The sequence below is a fragment of the Vreelandella aquamarina genome (assembly GCF_900110265.1).
Classification (GTDB): Bacteria; Pseudomonadota; Gammaproteobacteria; order Pseudomonadales; family Halomonadaceae; genus Vreelandella; species Vreelandella aquamarina.
In genome coordinates this window covers 1-15,962 of record NZ_FODB01000052.1, presented here as the reverse complement: position 1 = coordinate 15,962, position 15,962 = coordinate 1, and the positions used below count along the sequence as shown (strand labels likewise).

Annotated in this window: 17 protein-coding genes; 8 read left to right on the top strand and 9 right to left on the bottom strand. The window is 59.2% G+C overall.

The features are described 5' to 3' along the window. Positions 1 to 54: 54 nt before the first annotated feature. Positions 55 to 405 carry a hypothetical protein gene (locus BMY49_RS13590; RefSeq protein WP_044630164.1) on the top strand — a complete coding sequence of 117 codons (351 nt, stop codon included), beginning with the start codon at positions 55 to 57 and terminating at the stop codon, positions 403 to 405. Here the strand turns inward: BMY49_RS13590 and BMY49_RS13585 are convergent. The 6 genes from BMY49_RS13585 to trmB all read right to left on the bottom strand — a co-directional run bounded on the left by BMY49_RS13585 (position 402) and on the right by trmB (position 7,409). Next, positions 402 to 1,295, bottom strand: coding sequence for an AEC family transporter (locus BMY49_RS13585; RefSeq protein WP_044630163.1), 894 nt, complete (start codon positions 1,293 to 1,295; stop codon positions 402 to 404). The genes BMY49_RS13590 and BMY49_RS13585 overlap by 4 nt on opposite strands. Before the next feature lie 190 nt (positions 1,296 to 1,485). Then, positions 1,486 to 4,476, bottom strand: a complete 2,991-nt coding sequence (gene glnE / locus BMY49_RS13580; protein WP_089675813.1) for a bifunctional [glutamate--ammonia ligase]-adenylyl-L-tyrosine phosphorylase/[glutamate--ammonia-ligase] adenylyltransferase — start codon at positions 4,474 to 4,476, stop codon at positions 1,486 to 1,488. A 53-nt stretch (positions 4,477 to 4,529) separates the two neighbouring features. After that, on the bottom strand, positions 4,530 to 4,901 hold the full coding sequence (locus BMY49_RS13575; RefSeq protein ID WP_044630161.1) for a diacylglycerol kinase: 372 nt from the start codon (positions 4,899 to 4,901) through the stop codon (positions 4,530 to 4,532). 26 nt (positions 4,902 to 4,927) lie between these two features. After that, the gene (gene dacB, locus BMY49_RS13570; protein ID WP_089675812.1) at positions 4,928 to 6,406 is read right to left on the bottom strand and encodes a D-alanyl-D-alanine carboxypeptidase/D-alanyl-D-alanine endopeptidase; all 1,479 of its coding nucleotides are present in this window, start codon (positions 6,404 to 6,406) and stop codon (positions 4,928 to 4,930) included. Positions 6,407 to 6,417: 11 nt separating this feature from the next. Further along, positions 6,418 to 6,747: a DMT family transporter gene (locus BMY49_RS13565; protein WP_058577117.1), complete on the bottom strand. Its 330-nt coding sequence runs from the start codon at positions 6,745 to 6,747 to the stop codon at positions 6,418 to 6,420. After that, positions 6,744 to 7,409: a tRNA (guanine(46)-N(7))-methyltransferase TrmB gene (trmB, locus tag BMY49_RS13560; RefSeq protein ID WP_044630158.1), complete on the bottom strand. Its 666-nt coding sequence runs from the start codon at positions 7,407 to 7,409 to the stop codon at positions 6,744 to 6,746. The genes BMY49_RS13565 and trmB overlap by 4 nt, the downstream gene beginning before the upstream one ends. A 221-nt stretch (positions 7,410 to 7,630) precedes the next feature. Between trmB and BMY49_RS13555 the strand changes: the two genes are divergently transcribed. The 7 genes from BMY49_RS13555 to BMY49_RS13525 all read left to right on the top strand — a co-directional run bounded on the left by BMY49_RS13555 (position 7,631) and on the right by BMY49_RS13525 (position 14,827). Continuing rightward, positions 7,631 to 9,514: a beta-ketoacyl synthase gene (locus tag BMY49_RS13555; RefSeq protein WP_089675818.1), complete on the top strand. Its 1,884-nt coding sequence runs from the start codon at positions 7,631 to 7,633 to the stop codon at positions 9,512 to 9,514. Beyond that, on the top strand, positions 9,511 to 10,005 hold the full coding sequence (gene coaD, locus BMY49_RS13550) for a pantetheine-phosphate adenylyltransferase (RefSeq protein ID WP_054641557.1): 495 nt from the start codon (positions 9,511 to 9,513) through the stop codon (positions 10,003 to 10,005). The genes BMY49_RS13555 and coaD overlap by 4 nt, the downstream gene beginning before the upstream one ends. Before the next feature lie 71 nt (positions 10,006 to 10,076). Next, a complete protein-coding gene (locus BMY49_RS13545) occupies positions 10,077 to 10,325 on the top strand; it encodes a YfhL family 4Fe-4S dicluster ferredoxin (RefSeq protein ID WP_039182874.1) in 249 nt (82 codons plus the stop codon). Positions 10,326 to 10,375: 50 nt separating this feature from the next. Then, positions 10,376 to 11,689, top strand: coding sequence for an MATE family efflux transporter (locus tag BMY49_RS13540; RefSeq protein WP_089675811.1), 1,314 nt, complete (start codon positions 10,376 to 10,378; stop codon positions 11,687 to 11,689). A 166-nt stretch (positions 11,690 to 11,855) separates the two neighbouring features. After that, a complete protein-coding gene (locus BMY49_RS13535; RefSeq protein ID WP_089675810.1) occupies positions 11,856 to 13,166 on the top strand; it encodes a short-chain fatty acid transporter in 1,311 nt (436 codons plus the stop codon). Positions 13,167 to 13,243: 77 nt separating this feature from the next. Then, positions 13,244 to 13,789: an acyl-CoA thioesterase gene (locus BMY49_RS13530; protein WP_089675809.1), complete on the top strand. Its 546-nt coding sequence runs from the start codon at positions 13,244 to 13,246 to the stop codon at positions 13,787 to 13,789. 33 nt (positions 13,790 to 13,822) lie between these two features. Next, positions 13,823 to 14,827 carry a hypothetical protein gene (locus BMY49_RS13525; protein WP_089675808.1) on the top strand — a complete coding sequence of 335 codons (1,005 nt, stop codon included), beginning with the start codon at positions 13,823 to 13,825 and terminating at the stop codon, positions 14,825 to 14,827. A 96-nt stretch (positions 14,828 to 14,923) separates the two neighbouring features. On the opposite strand, the gene BMY49_RS13520 is transcribed toward BMY49_RS13525, so the two are convergent. The 3 genes from BMY49_RS13520 to BMY49_RS13510 form a co-directional block, all read right to left on the bottom strand. After that, positions 14,924 to 15,283 (bottom strand): I78 family peptidase inhibitor, encoded by a 360-nt coding sequence (locus BMY49_RS13520; protein WP_244154972.1) that lies wholly within the window; start codon positions 15,281 to 15,283, stop codon positions 14,924 to 14,926. A 97-nt stretch (positions 15,284 to 15,380) separates the two neighbouring features. Beyond that, on the bottom strand, positions 15,381 to 15,482 hold the full coding sequence (locus BMY49_RS13515) for an entericidin A/B family lipoprotein (RefSeq protein ID WP_074211688.1): 102 nt from the start codon (positions 15,480 to 15,482) through the stop codon (positions 15,381 to 15,383). A gap of 18 nt (positions 15,483 to 15,500) precedes the next feature. Next, positions 15,501 to 15,962: RNA-guided endonuclease InsQ/TnpB family protein (locus tag BMY49_RS13510; RefSeq protein WP_089675806.1), on the bottom strand; the 462-nt coding region annotated here is incomplete at its 5' end.

The following is a 15,962-nucleotide window of genomic DNA, read 5'->3' as shown; positions in this document are numbered from 1 at the left end:
AACTTGCTCGCTCCGCTATGTTCCAATAGTGGCAAACGAACGATGGAGGCTTTCATGCCACAGATGAATCGCGACCAACGCAATGCCGCTTGGCAAGCTGCTAACCAGTGGCGCGCCCGTGCTGCACAAACGCAGCCAAATGGGCTAATGGGCAGCTTGAAACTGCTGTTGACGTGGCTAGCGTTTGGCGCACTGATGATTGTTGGCGTTGTGCTGGGGCTATTTTTCCTGCTGATTGGCTGGGCGATGATGCCGTTTGTGCGCCATAAGATGAAAAAGCGTATGGAGCAGATGCGTGCCGATCACGCTCAAGACATTGGCGGCGGCTACGCTGGCGATCAGCCATCTAGGCAGCACGATGCTCTGGAAGGTAGCTACGAAGTAAAAGACGAGCCTCGCCGTTAGGGCGGCGGCTGGATCCAGGCGAAGGCCGCCGCCAGCGTTAGCGGCATGACGATCAAACTTCCCAAGTTACCGATCAACACCAACGACGCCACCTTATGAGGGGCGAGCTTGTACTGCTCGGCCACCAAGTAATTCAATACCGCTGGCGGCAACGCGGCAAATACTAACAAGGTGGCTGTTTGCAACGGATTCAGCGGCAGCAGCCACATGAGCGGCAGCGCAATCACCAGCCCAGAGAGCGGGCAAAGCAACGCCCCCAGTAGCCCTGTTCGCCAGTCGCTAAAGTCGATTTCCAGCAGGCGCACGCCCAGCGCAAATAGCATTAGCGGAATGCACACACCACCCAGCATATGCATGGCTTCCAGCAGCCAGCCCGGCAGCGGCACGCCCCCTACATTAACCAGCAGCCCTGCCAAACTGGCCGCCACGATGGGCATTCTAAGCATCCGCCACAGCGAAGTGCGCGGGTCCAGCATGTAAAGCCCCACCGAAAAGTGCAGCAGCATCTCCACGATAAACACTACCACCGCCGCTGGCAGCGCTTCCGGCCCGAAAGCCAGCACCAGCAGCGGCACCCCCATATTGCCGGAATTATTGAACATCATTGGCGGCAGAAAGACCTTACTGTCCAACCCAAGCCACTTCACCACCGGCCACAGCACTAACCCTGACCCCAGCACCACCAGCGCGGCAGCGCTGGCGAGCCAGGCGTACTCCGCCAGGGGCGCTTGGCGGTCGGCTAGCACGGCAAACACCAGCAGTGGAACAAACAGCTCCATATTGAGGGTGTTTAAACTGCGAATATCGGGAGTGCGGAATCGTCCGTAGGCGGCACCGCTACCGGCAATCAAAAACACCGGCAGCAGCGTGGCTAAAATTTGACCGATCATTGACCAGCCACCTCGCTGCGAGGCCGCACAGGAAAAGGAGTGCGCATTGTGTCGTCCTTGTTTTTATTGGAACTGCTGTTATGGGAACTGCTGTGATTAAAACGATTGATATGGGAGCAGCCGTTTTTTAGGCCAGTCGTTATCAGGCTAGCTTTTTACTGGTGCTACTGAAAAACGCCCTGCCCGCCAATCAAGGTTCCAGAAAACGCTGCCACAGTGCGGTCACTATCTGACGGTGCTCCGCAAACTCTTTAACCTGCCCTAACGCCTTTTCACCGGTCAACGCCGCGCGGTGAGTACGACTGCGGTAGGCCAGGTAAGCCTCGCGTAGCTGCTCAGCCTCCACTTGGGTGATGTGCCCGCTCTCGGCCAGAGTTTCCAAAATGCGAATATTATCGCTATAGGTGATCAGCGCGGGCGTTTGATGGGAGAGCGCGAGCACGGCGTACTGACAGAGAAACTCGATATCCACCATGCCGCCTGCATCGTGCTTCAAGCTAAACGTGGCATCTGTGCTGGCATTTTCGCCATCGCCCCGCTCAGATTTGGCGCCCTCGCCTTTCGTGCCCAAGTGATCACGCATTTTATGGCGCATGCTCACCACATCATCACGCAGCGCCTGCGGGTCGCGCTCGCGGCGTAAAATCGAACCACGCAGCTCGTCAAACTTATCGGCCAGCGCCTCACTGCCCGCCACCACTCTGGCCCGCACCAGCGCCTGATGCTCCCAGGTCCAGGCATTTTGATGCTGATACTCGGCAAACGCGTCCAGCGACGTGACGAGCAGCCCCGCATTCCCTGATGGACGAAGGCGCATGTCCACTTCATAAAGACTGCCCGCCGGGGTTACCGCAGTCAGCAGATGAATGATGCGCTGGCCCAGGCGAGTGAAAAACACCGGCGTATCCAAAGGCCGAGGGCCGTCGGTACTGCCTTTACCGTCGTTATCGTGCAGGAACACCAGATCCAGGTCAGAGCCGTAGCCCAGCTCAATGCCGCCCAGCTTGCCATAACCAATAATCAAAAAGGCAGGTTCGCGGTTGTTACACCCCGCAGGCGCACCGTGCTTGCGGGTGACATGCTTCCACGCCATCGCCAGCACCGCGTCTAAAATAACTTCTGCGATATAGGTTAAGTAATCGCTTACTTTCATCAGATGACGCGTACCCGCCACATCCGAGGCGGCCACATGCAGCATCTGCGCATGCTTGAACACCCGCAGTGCTTCTAGCTGCGCTTCTTCATCATCCTCGGGTAAACGGTTGAGCGTTTGACGCAATTCGTCGGCAAGCCGCGATTTATCGGCGGGCGTGTAGAGCGTATCGGGGGTTAACAACTCATCCAGCAGGATGGGGTAGCGTGCCAACTGTTCAGCAATCCAAGGGCTCGCCGAACATAGCCGCATCAAATGCTCAAGGGTATGCGGATTTTCGCGCAGCAGCGCCAGATAGGCGGTGCGTCGTAGCACCGCCTCGATCAACGGCTGCACCCGAGCCAGGGCCGTGTCCGGCGTATCGCTCTGCGCCACGGCAGCCAGTAGCAGCGGCATCAGTGCATCCAAGCGCTCAAAACCAATACGCTGCATGCTCTGCACGGCGCGCGAGTGATAAAGGCTTTTTAATCGTTTGAGTGCTTTTTCCGATTCGTTAAAGCCCGCTTCGCTGAGAAGGGCCTGAGCCTCATCCTCTTCAAGTTCACCGCGCCACAATAGCCGCCACTGGGAGAGGCTGGCGTCGCTTTGCTCTTCATCGGCCTCTTCTTCAGGGTCGGCGATCACCGCGTCGAAGTGCTGGCGCACCCGCTCGCGGACCTCATCTAGCTGGGCGATAAGCCCGGGCCAATCCTCGTGCCCCATGGCGAAAGCGACGCGCTCGCGGTCCTCATCATCGGTGGGCAGCATTTGGGTTTGGCGATCTTCCAGCGCTTGAAGGGCGTGCTCCACATCGCGCAGGAAGGCGTAATCCGGCAGTAGCTCGTCCACCACGGCTTGAGGCAGCAGCCCAAGCTCGGGCAAGCGCTTGAGCGCTGTTTGCAGCGAGGTGACCTGCAGCTCAGTATCACGCCCGCCGCGAATCAGCTGAAACGCCTGCACCACGAACTCCACCTCGCGGATGCCCCCCGGCCCCAGCTTGATGTTGCTCTGCATGCCTTTGCGTTTCACTTCGCGATTGATCATTGCCTTCAGCTCGCGCAGCGACTCAATGGCCCCAAAATCCAGATAGCGGCGATACACAAACGGCCGTAGGCTTGCCAGCAGCTCTTGGCCCGCGTCGATATCCCCCGCCACAGGCCGCGCCTTCAGCATGGCGTAGCGCTCCCACTCACGGCCTTGGTCTTGATAGTAGCTGGAGAGCATCGAAAAGCTGCCTACCAGCGGGCCGCCATCGCCCAGCGGGCGCAAGCGCATATCTACACGGAACACAAAACCATCCGCCGTCATGGCATCCAGGGCGGCGATCAGGCGCTGGCCAAGCTTGGTAAAGTACTCTTGATGCTCTAGCGGTTTTCGGCCGCCTTCGGTCTCGCCCTTTTCAGGGAAGGCAAAAATCAGATCGATATCCGACGATAGGTTGAGCTCCCCCGCGCCCAACTTACCCATTCCCAGTACCACCAGCCGCTGAGGCTCACCATCACTGCGAGCGGCAGGTGTCCCCCAGCGGGATGCATAAAAACGCTCCAGCCAGCCAAGCGCCGCTTCGGTGCATACTTCCGCCAGCCAAGAGACCGATCGGGCGGTATCCCACATGGTGGCACCGTCGAGGCGATTTAGATCGCGCCAAACAATGCCCAGCATGCGCGCTCGACGAAAACGGCGCAGCGCCCGGTGCAGGGCATCTTCGTCCTCGGCGCTCTCCAGAGCATCATCCAACCACTGAGTCAGCGCTTCTTTGCTGGGCGCGCTATCCAACTCCCCTGCCGCATCCAGCTCGGCCAGCCAGTGGGGAAAGCGCGCCAACGTATCAAGGGCGAAGGTGGAGATAGTGACCACTCGAGCCAGCGCTTCCCGGCGGGCAGGAGCGAGCGCCTCCCAACTACTGGAGGGCAGCGGCTGCTTGGTCATTGAGGCGATATTATCCGCCTGGCTTAGGGCCTCGCTGAGGCGCTGTTGTGCCTGTTCGGCAGCAGGTGCAAGCGCTTTGGGAAGCGTTGTCGTGGGGAATAACGCATCATTGGTCTGCATAAGCACCTCTTTGCCAAGCGATTGTTATGATTCTCAACGCCATTCTAGGCCAACTAGCCCATCCATTTTTCCCAGCCTAACAGCCCCCAGGTCAGCCCCGCCATCATCAGCGACAGCATCACCGCGGCCGAGCCGATGTCCTTGGCACGCCCTGACAGCTCATGGTGTTCGGTGCCGATACGGTCGACCACGTTTTCGATGGCGCTGTTGAGCAGCTCGACAATCAGCACGAGAAACAGACTGCCGACCAGCAGCAGCCAACTGATCGGGCCTTCGCCAATCCACCAGGCAAATGGCAGCAGCACGGCAGTAATCGCCAACTCCTGACGAAAGGCAGCCTCATTACGAAACGCCGCCTTCAGGCCTTTCCAAGAGTAGCGCGTGGAGTGCAATAAATGGGTTAATCCTGTGTGACGTGGCTTCATGCCCGTTGCCTCACCTAAGCGTTTAATTAATTAGCTAAAATCATTGCATCTAAATCTAACGACAGTGGGTCAAGCACCTCGGGCCAGCTGAGGTAGGGGGTACTGCCGCTACCGTTCACTAACACACTAAACACCCCCCAGCGCCCTTGGGCCGTGCGGAAATAGCCCGCCGCGGCACGTACGGCAAACGGCTGGTTGAGCGTGCCGGTTTTCAGCATGACGTTATTTTGAAAGGTAGGTGAGCCACGACGGATAAAGCGCATCACGCCGTTGGCGGGCGACTGGAAAGAGGCCACGAAGCTTGGGAACAGCGCGCTTTGGCGGAACATGTCCTCCAGCATTACGTTGACACCGTGCGCCGAGGTGCGGTTATCGGTGGTTAAACCGCTGCCGCTGTGCAGTGTGACCGGGCCGTGCCCAGGCAAGCTCTGCACATAGGTTTCAATGGCCTGCCCTGCCTGACGCAGCTGCGCTTGGGGTGTTTCTACCAAGTTCAGCGCCAGCACGTCGGCCATATAGTTATTGGAGTAGTTCATGGTGCGCAGTATCAGCTCCTGGAGCGGCTGGCTATCCACTGCGGCAAGGCGCTGGGCGCTGCTTGGCGGCTGGGTTGAGCTTACCCGCCACGGGTCACGCACGCTAACGCCCGCCTGATTGAGCATGCTTAACAGTACCTGGGCGGTTTTTTCAGCCGCATCTCCGGCACCACGGTAAACATCCCGCGCGGCTGCATTAGTAGAAATTTGCCCCGTCAAACGCATCACATCGCCACGCTCATCGGTGATGCGCTCGGCGCTAATCTCCGTGCCACTGTTCGCCGGGCGTGTGACCACCTGATTATCAATGGCCACCAGCGGCGCCTGGCTATCACATAGCCCTACCCGCGCAGGCTCGCCGGGGGTTGCCGCAGGCGCCACGTTGACACACCACGTACCAAAATTGACGCCTGCCGAGGTTAGCGGCGCACTATAGGCGTTGGTGACTCGGGTACGCGCGTTGCAGCGATCAGTGGTGATGCACTCCACTGGGCCAAAGCGCCACTGACTGACCACCAGCGCACCGTCGACGTGCGTTACCCCGGCAAGCTGCAGGCGCTGGACGAGCCGCCACAGGTCTTCCGTCGTCAAACCTGGGTCACCGCCGCCTTCAAACACCAGATCGCCACGCAGCACGCCATCCTGTACTTGGCCGGTACTGACGAGTTGGCTGGTGAAGCGATGTTGAGGACCAAAGCGGTTTAGCAGTGCCGCAGACATGTAAGCTTTCGTGACCGAGGCGGGTGAGAGCTGCCGCTCTGGATTTAGGCTACCCAGCAGTGGGTTACTACCGCTATCGGCATCTAACAGGCGCGCTTCAGCGCTGACCGAAAACCCTTTTGCTTCTAACTGACTCAGCCGGGTGAAGTCGGCCCAGAGCACCGAGCTGGCGCACAGCGCAGCGGTCGTTACCCCCGCGACGATACCGTTGCGCAGCCAGCGCGTGGAGAAGTTGCGAAAACACGTCACTTTGAGCTACCTCAATGCACATTCATTTTGGAAAAGACCTGTAGCGTCACCACCCCGGCCACAATCAGGCTGATCCCCAGTACGGCGGGCAGATCAGGCTTCTCGCCAAACACCATTATTCCGACCAGAGTCACCAGAACGATGCCCAACCCCGCCCAGATGGCGTAAGTAATACCCACCGGCAGGGTGCGCAACACCAAGCTTAATAAATAGAACGCAACCCCGTAGCCACCCACAACCAGCAGGCTCGGCAGCGGCCGCGTAAAGCCCGCAGAGGCTTTTAACGCGCTGGTAGCGATCACTTCTGCCACAATCGCGAGAATCAAATAAACAAATGTCATGGGCGCTCCAGGTCGATGCACAAACGCCAAAGTGTTTGGCCACTTTGGTCATATTTGGCTTCAAACGGGGTGAGATAGTCACCATTAGGGTGCAACGGGGCAACGCTTGCCTTTTGGCCGGTGACGACCTCCACGGCCTGGGCAAACTCTTCCACATAGAGCTGCCAGTTCGAACGCAGCTCGAGCCGCCCGCGCAGGGCTAACAGTGTGGGGAAAACCGGATGGCCATGCCAGCGCATTTTCAAGTGTGCTGATTTAGGATAAGGGTTGGGATACAGCAGGTAGTGGCGCTCGGGCGTCCAGCCTGCTTCCAGGGCCAGTCGCCAGAAATCGACCAGATCGGCACGCACCAGCAGGGCGTTTTCCGGCAGCTCACCGTGCTCCCGGCCCAGACGATCCTCACTTCGGTCAACGCCAATCACGCTGTGGTGGGGGAACTGTATGGCTATCCGCCGGGTCGATAGTCCTACTCCGCAACCTGCGTCGAGAATCAACGGTGCAGAGTGCTGCTGGCGCCACGCATCGGCCTGCTCAAACGCTCGGCGCGTGTGGTCAGCAATGGGTTTGCGCAGCGGATGCGCTAACGCGCGCGCTACTCGGCGCGCCACATCGTGATGCGGACCTGGCTGATTGGAAATCACTGGCCGTGAGGTGTGCTGCATGCCATCCCCTGGGTTAAAAAAAGCGTGATTCTATCAGTCTCCCGCGCACTCGGCATGACGCCGTTGCACGCCCGGTGCTATGATCACGCCCGAGCCTTTTTGTAAGCTCACTATTAAGCTCAGATCGGTTAAGGTTTTCGACACGGTCTGACAATAACCGTTATTAAAAACCACCGCACCACGAGGAACCCGGCTTGTCACACTTACCGGTGATTGTCGGCATGGGCGGCATCAATCCCGCCGGCAGAACCTCGGGCCATCAGGCCTTCCGCCGCACCGTGCTTGATGCTCTTCCTGCTGACCAGCAGCGCCAAACCGTGGAAAGCTTGGCAGCGCTTATGCGCCTTGCCGAGCACTCCGACAACGGATGGCACGACAGCGCAGGGCAGCCCATTGACGCCCCTGCCCAGATGCTGCGCGATCAGGTGCTTAACCACACGCTGATTCGCCGCAATGAAGACCCGCGCTTTCTCGCCCCTGGCCTGCCGGCAAACCGACGAGCCGATTTGGCGCTGGCAGAGCCGCTGCGCGTGACACTGCGCCGCCGCCAGCTACCCGACCAGTTGCCCGATGGGTGGCAGGTGCGCGAAATCGATACCCGTGAAGTCGAGGTGACTATTCCTGCGGGCATCTTCGACGTGCTGCTACCGGACGCCCAAGAGCCTAAAGTGCGGGCTGCCGCGCAACTGCCGAGCGGCTTTGACCCAGCCAGCCTTTACCGCAGCGTGCACCATCCTCGCGGGCTCTCCATGGCGGTGTTTGGCGCCAGCGACTGCTTGGGCGCCAGCGGCCTCTCTTGGGAAACCCTGCGCCAGCAGCTCAACCCCGACCATATCGCTGTGTACGCGGGCAACTCGATTGGCCAGCTCGATGACCAGGGCTGGGGCGGCTTATTGAAAAGCTTGGTGACCGGCCAGCGCGCCACCTCCAAGCAGATGCCGCTGGGCTATGGACAGATGCCCGCTGACTTCCTCAATGCCTATGTACTCGGCAGCGTAGGCGGCACCGGCGCAGCGCTAGGCGCCTGCGCCAGCTTCCTCTACAACCTGCGCCTGGGCATTGACGATATCCGCGCAGGCCGTCGCCGGGTGGTGATGGTGGGCACCGCCGATGCGCCGATTACCCCGGAAATTATCGAAGGCTTCCGTGCCATGGGCGCGCTGGCCGATGACGCCAGCCTAAAAGCGCTGGATGCCCTGGAGCTGCTGACCGACGCTGATTATCAGCGCGCCTGCCGTCCGTTTGCCCGCAACTGCGGGTTCACCATGGCAGAAGCGAGCCAGTTCCTGCTGCTGATGGACGACAGCCTTGCCCTAGAGCTAGGGGCCGATATTCTCGGCGCGGTGCCCGATGTGTTTGTCAATGCCGACGGCTATAAGCGCTCTATCTCCGCGCCGGGCATCGGCAACTACATCACCCTGGGTAAAGCCGCCGCGCTGGTTAAAGACATGCTGGGAGAGACCGCGCTGAAAGAACGCACCTTCCTTCATGCCCACGGCACCAGCACGCCGAAAAACCGCACCACCGAATCCCACGTATTCGATGAAATCGCCCGCGCGAACGGCATCAAGCAGTGGCCGGTGGTGGCCATTAAAGCGTTCATCGGCCACTCCCAAGGGTCAGCGGCAGGTGATCAGCTGGCCAGCGCCCTGGGCAGCTTCGCCCACGGTTTGCTGCCGGGTATCCCCACGCTGGATGCGGTGGCCGATGACGTCTACGCCGAGCGGCTGCGCTTTTTCACGACTCCTCAAGCATTTACCGCCGATGCTGCCTTTATCAACGCCAAAGGCTTTGGCGGTAATAACGCCACCGGCGTGGTGCTCTCGCCAGAGGTGACCGAGCGTTTACTCACCAAGCGCCACGGCAGCGCCGCGATAGAAGCGTGGAAAGGTCGCCGCGAAGCGGTACGCGCTAACGCCGCTGCCTATCTCGCCGAGGCCGATCGCGGGCGCTACGCCCCCCGCTACCAGTTTGGCGAAGCGGTGCTGGAAGGCCCAGAGCTTGAGATTCACGCAGACCGTATCCACATTCCCGGCTATGACCACGCGGTTTCGCTGGTCGCCGATAATCCGTTTGGTTCACTGGATGAGGAGACGCCGTCATGAGCGCGCATCGCGAAAAGATCGCTGTCTATCCTGGCACGTTCGACCCGATCACCAACGGCCACTTCGACCTGATTGAGCGCGGCGCGCGGATGTTCGACAAAGTGGTGATTGCCGTGGCAGCCAGCCCCGGCAAACACCCAAGCCTGGATTTGGATACTCGAATTGCGCTGGCCCAGTCGGTGTGCGCATCGCTGCCGAATGTCAGCGTGATTGGCTTCTCGACGCTGCTCACTAGCATGATGCACGAACAGGGCGCGACGATTATTCTGCGCGGCCTGCGAGCGGTCTCCGATTTTGAGTACGAGCTGCAGCTGGCCAATATGAACCGCGCTCAAAATCCTGAGCTTGAGAGCGTGTTTCTTACCCCGGCAGTGGAAAACTCCTATATCTCCTCGACCATCGTGCGGGAAATCGCCAAGCTGGGCGGCGATATTTCCCCCCTGGTGCACCCGCAGGTCGCAGAGGCGCTGCGTAAGCACTACACTACCTAGCTATCGATATTGTTGAGCAAAACACTCGGGTATCTAAAACCCGAGTGACACGCCATTCGTGAGGTATGCCCATGGCCCTGATGATCACCGACGAATGCATTAACTGCGACGTCTGCGAACCGGAATGCCCCAACGACGCGATTTCTCCCGGTGAGGAGATTTACGTGATCAACCCCAACCTGTGCACCGAGTGCGTCGGCCACTTCGACGAGCCTCAGTGCCAGCAGGTGTGTCCTGTGGACTGTATTCCCCTCGACCCAGAGCGCCCCGAGACCCAAGAGCAGTTGATGGAGAAGTATCGCATCATTACTGCCGCTTAACTCGCCCACTTAAGATGTGCCTGAACGTTTGCGAGCGAAGGTCACTCTGAATGCGTATTTGGACCCTCGCTTGGCCCATCATTCTCTCCAATATCACCGTACCGCTACTCGGTTTGGTGGATACCGCCGTGGTCGGGCACTTACCCGACTCTCGCTACCTGGCCGGCGTGACCCTTGGCGCAACGCTATTTAGCTTTCTCTACTGGGGCTTTGGCTTTTTACGCATGGGCACCACCGGACTGGTCGCCCAGGCCATAGGGCGCGAGTCGCCTAGTGACGTGCGCAACTTGCTAGGCCAGTCGCTGATCATGGCAGGTGTCATCGGCACACTATTAATCGTGTTTGGCACACCGCTCATCTCGCTTGGCCTATGGCTACTAGATGGCAGCGTACAGGCCACGCCGCTGGCCCGCGAGTATGCCGAGATTCGCCTCTGGTCTGCCCCTGCCGTACTGGCCAACTACGCCATTTTGGGGTGGTTTTTAGGGCAGCAGAACTCCCGCGTCACGCTGATGATTCTGGTGCTGACCAATAGCGTCAATATCGTGCTCGACCTATGGTTTGTGGTGGGCCTGGGGATGACCAGTAACGGCGTAGCGCTGGCTAGCGTGCTCGCTGACTACAGCGCGCTGCTGTTCGGTGGCTACTTGGTGCTGCGCCAGCTGGGGCATCTTGAAGGCCACTTTCAACGCCAGCGCCTATTGGCACTGCAGGCCTATTCGGCGTTATTTAGTGTTAATGCGAACCTGTTTGTGCGAACGCTTGGACTACTATTTGCCATGGCGTTTTTTACAGCGCAAGGCGCCCGTCAGGGCGATACCGTGCTCGCCGCCAATGCCGTGCTGCTGCAATTTATTATGCTGACCAGCTACGCGCTGGATGGCTTTGCCCACGCGGCTGAGTCGCTAGTAGGGCGCGCTTACGGGCGTCGCGATTGGCGAGAGTTTGCCGCCACGGTGCGGGCCACGGCACAGTTCTCTTTCTGGACATCCGCTGCGGCGGCGCTGCTTTTTGCCCTGGGTGGTAATCAACTGATCGCAATGCTGACCGGATTGAGCGACGTGCGCGTCACCGCCGCCAGCTATTTGCCGTGGATGGTGGTCATGCCGCTGATTGCCGTCTGGAGCTACCTGCTTGACGGCGTGTTTATCGGCACCACGGCGGTACGCGAGATGCGCAACAGCATTTTTGCGGGCCTCGCAGTCTACCTGCCTAGCTGGTGGCTATGCCAGGGGCTGGGCAATCACGGCCTCTGGCTAGCCTTCACACTTTTTATGCTCACCCGCTCGGCCGTGCTCATTGGCTATTATCGGCACTACCGGCTGACCCGCTGGCGGCCGTCATCCGGCGTTTCTCACCTTTGATCAGCAGCGTTGAACGCCACAACGGGCAGAGCGAGCAAACTGCGCTAACGTAACGTTATGTGTAGAAGCTAAGCACTCTGCGCATTGGCCGTTGAGGGGTGAAAATTGTGCCGCACCGCCGTATATTAGCCGCGCACTTCCTAATAACGAATAAAGTGAGCACTCCATGCTAAAACTCATATCAAAACCAGCAGTTAAGCTGGTCGAGCGTTATTTACCAGACCCGTACATCTTCGTTCTCCTGCTAACCCTGATTGCTGCCGTCGCCGCCATCGCGGTAGAGCGCCAAACACCATTGGCCGTGCTGCGTATGTGGGGCGACGGTTTCTGGGGCTTACTGACCTTCTCGATGCAGATGCTGCTCGTGCTGGTCACCGGCTTCATGCTGGCAAGCTCTCCGCCCGTGAAACGCATTCTGCAAAAAATTGCCGGTACTGCGAAGTCGCCCGGCGGCGCGATTATTCTCGTCACGCTGGTCTCTTTAGCCGCTAGCTGGATCAACTGGGGTTTTGGCCTAGTGGTCGGTGCTCTGTTCGCCAAAGAGCTGGCCCGGCTGATCAAGGTCGATTACCGCCTGTTGGTGGCCAGCGCCTACTCGGGCTTCGTGGTGTGGCACGGCGGCTTGGCCGGTTCGGTGCCGCTGACGATTGCCACCGAAGGCCACTTCTCTGCCGATCAGATCGGTGTCATTGGCACGGGTTCGACCATTTTCGCCTTCTTCAACTTGGCCATTGTGGTGTGTCTCTTTATCGCCGTACCGCTGGTCAACCGTATGATGCTGCTCGATGAAAAAGACAGCGTGTACGTCGATCCCAAACTGCTAGACGACGAGCCAGAGCCCGTAGGCCGCATCACGCGACCTGCCGAAAAGCTCGAAAACAGCATGCCGCTGGCCCTGCTGGTAGGTGTACCTGGCCTGCTGTTCTTGCTGGACCACTTCCTGCTGCGCGGCGGCAGCCTGAACCTGAACGTGGTGAATTTCATGTTCCTGTTCCTGGCGATCGTGCTGCACCGCACACCGCGCAACCTGCTTACCAGCCTGAACGAAGCCATCAAGGGCGGCGCGGGCATCGTCATCCAGTTCCCCTTTTATGCGGGCATTATGGCGATCATGGTGCAGTCGGGCCTGGCCCAGAGCATGTCGGAGTGGCTGGTCTCGTTTGCAACCGCTAACTCGCTGCCGTTCTGGTCGTTCATCAGCGCCGGTATCGTGAACCTGTTTGTGCCTTCCGGTGGTGGCCAGTGGGCGGTACAGGCACCGGTCATGCTGCCTGCCGCAGAAGCGCTGGGTGCCGATATTGCCCGCGTGGCCATGGCGGTGGCCTGGGGCGATGCCTGGACTAACCTGCTGCAGCCGTTCTGGGCACTGCCAGTGCTGGCGATTGCCGGCTTGAAAGCTAAGGACATCATGGGCTTCTGCCTGATCCAGCTGTTGATTACCGGTATTATCATTTCCGTGGGCTTAGTGTGGTTCTAAGCTGCTAAGCACGATGTCAACACCCGCCCCTGTGGTATCGCCTGGGGGCGGGCATTTTTAATCGTAAGGTGACTTTTATGTCCGACGCCTCTGCTGTACCCAACGCCTCAGACCAGAGCCTTGAACACAGCGCCTTACCGGGCCAGCACGAGCTCTCCATGACGGTCTTGATGACGCCGGACATGGCGAACTTCAGCGGTAAAGTGCATGGCGGTGCTATTCTTAAAAAGCTCGATGAAGTCGCCTACGCCTGCGCCAGCCGCTACTCCGGCCACTATGTGGTGACGCTATCGGTGGATCAAGTGCTGTTCAAACAGCCAATCCATGTGGGCGAGCTGGTGACGTTTCTCGCCAGCGTGAACCATGTGGGGCGCTCCTCCATGGAAATTGGCATTAAGGTAGTGGCCGAGGATATTCGCCAGAAGCTGATTCGCCATACCAATAGCTGCTACCTCACCATGGTAGCCGTGGACGCCAACGGCAAACCTGCCCGGGTGCCGCCCCTGGCGTTGGAGACCCCGCTACAGAAGCTGCGCTTCGAAAAGGCGGCGCTGCGCAAGAAGCTGCGTAAGCAGGCAGAGCGCGAAGAGGAGCTGACCCAGCAGCATCACCAGCAGCGCTAAGCGCTGCTCTACTTTCAACGACAAGGAGTCATCATGCCCATCAGGCAGCGCTATCCCCGCCTTCCCAAGGCCGTTGAGTATGCGCACATCGGCTGGGATCTACTGATCCTCGCCGCCGTTATTATTAACCTTAGCCTGCTGCTGTTTGACTCGCTGTTTCTGATTGGCCCGATCAACCAAGCGATTGCCGCTATCACGCCCGGTTTTCACCGTTTTTACGATACGGCGATTCACAGCCGATTTATTGCCATTGATTTGGTCTTTGTCAGCTTCTTTATTGCCGATGTGCTGCTAGGCTGGGCCGTCGCGATTGCCGAGCGGCGCTATCACCGCTGGTTTTTCTATCCCTTCGTACACTGGTACGACGTGCTGGGCTGCATCCCACTCAGTGGGTTTCGTTGGCTACGTGCCTTACGCGTCATTTCGCTCCTACACCGGTTACATCGACTGCGCTTGGTCGATGTGACCCGTTGGTCGGTCTATCGATTTTTTGCCAAGTATTACGATATTTTGCTGGAGGAGCTCTCAGACCGTATAGCGCTGCGCTTGCTAGGCAATGCTCAGGAGCAGATCATGTCCAGCGACTCGCTCACCGAACGCGTCATCGAGCGGGTGATCATGCCGCGCAAAACCCAGTTGATCCATGAAATTACCGAGCGCTTGGAAGCCACGGCAGGCCGAGCCTATCAGCAAAATCGCCCCGCCATTATGGCGGCCATCGATGATCTGGTGAGCCGCACGCTGCGGGAGAGCCCGGAAATTCAACGACTACACCGCTTACCCATGGGAAAAACCGCATCAAGCGCGATGCAAGCTTCTATCAGCAGCGTCGCCCAGCGGCTGGTGGATGAAATGGCGCAAGGCATGCACTCCCCCGCCTTTCGTCAACTCGTCGAGCGCACCGCCGACACCAGCTTTGACAGGTGGTTGACCGTCGACGACACCAGCGCCAAAGTGACCGAACAGGTGCTTTACGACGTGCTCGACATGCTCAAAGAGCAGGTGCGCCATCAGGGTTGGAAAGATCGCTACGACTAGCTAGACCGTTGCGGTCGCCAGGGGCGTCTGCTCTAGGCTCGCGCGCACATTGGACAGCGCACGCGTAAGCGCCGCCTGCGTATGGCTGATTTTGCGTTAGCCGCAGCGCAGCGCCTCAATCATGTCGTTGCTTTCCAGATGAATATTGAGCCGGTCGTCACGGAAATCCATGGTCGCGGCCGTGCCGGGGCGCAGCACGCGCACCTGACGAGCGCCACTCTGCTCTTCTAGCGTCGCCACGTTGGCCTCATCAAAGGGCGCACCAATGGCATACTGCACGGCGCTGGCATCGCATGTTTGGCTAGTCGGCGCGGTTTGATCGACCGTCGGCGGGTTAGGCGCGGCGGACTCATTGGGCGCGCTGCTACACCCGGCTAACAGCATCACGGCCAGCGCACTGCCCAGGCCTTTTATATGGCGCTGAGTGGTGGTCATCCAAAGCTTTCCTGGCGTCATTATTTACCTCCCTCCACAAATCCCTGCCTCGATAGCAGTGCGGGCCAGGCATTGCTGCCTAGCCCGCACATTGTACAATAAACCGTTAGACCGAACCTTAACTCGCGGCGTCCTGTACTGCTTGGCCGCCCTCTTCAACGTCTTGTCCTGCCCCTGCAATGGTGTTGCAGCCCGCTAGAGCACCCGCAGTGATGAGCAGATTGACGTCCTCCCCGCCCTAAAGGACGGGGATTCCAACTTCTTGAGGGCAACGTCCTGCCCCGAGGCTGAGGATATTCCGGGCCGCATTCACGTCCCGGTCGTGGAGTACACCACACTCCACGCACTCCCAGACCCTTACTCGCAACCCGTTGACGCCCTGCGGCCCGCTAAGCGAGCCGCACGACGAACAGGCGCGGGTGGTGTTGGTTTCGCGAACGACCTTGAAGACGATGCCTGCGTGAGCGCATTTATATTCCAGCATCGTTTTCAGTTGTGACCAGCCAGCGTCGTAGACGCTTTTGGCCATCTTGGTCTTCGCGAGCTTGGTTGAGGAAACATCGCCCACGACGATTTCGCCGTACTGGTTGACGAGTTTCCGGGAAAACTTGTGCTGCGCGTCCTGGCGACGGTTCTTGATCTTGGCGTGAATAGCTTTTACCCGCCGCTTGTTGCGGGCACGTTGGGCTGTCGCCAACTG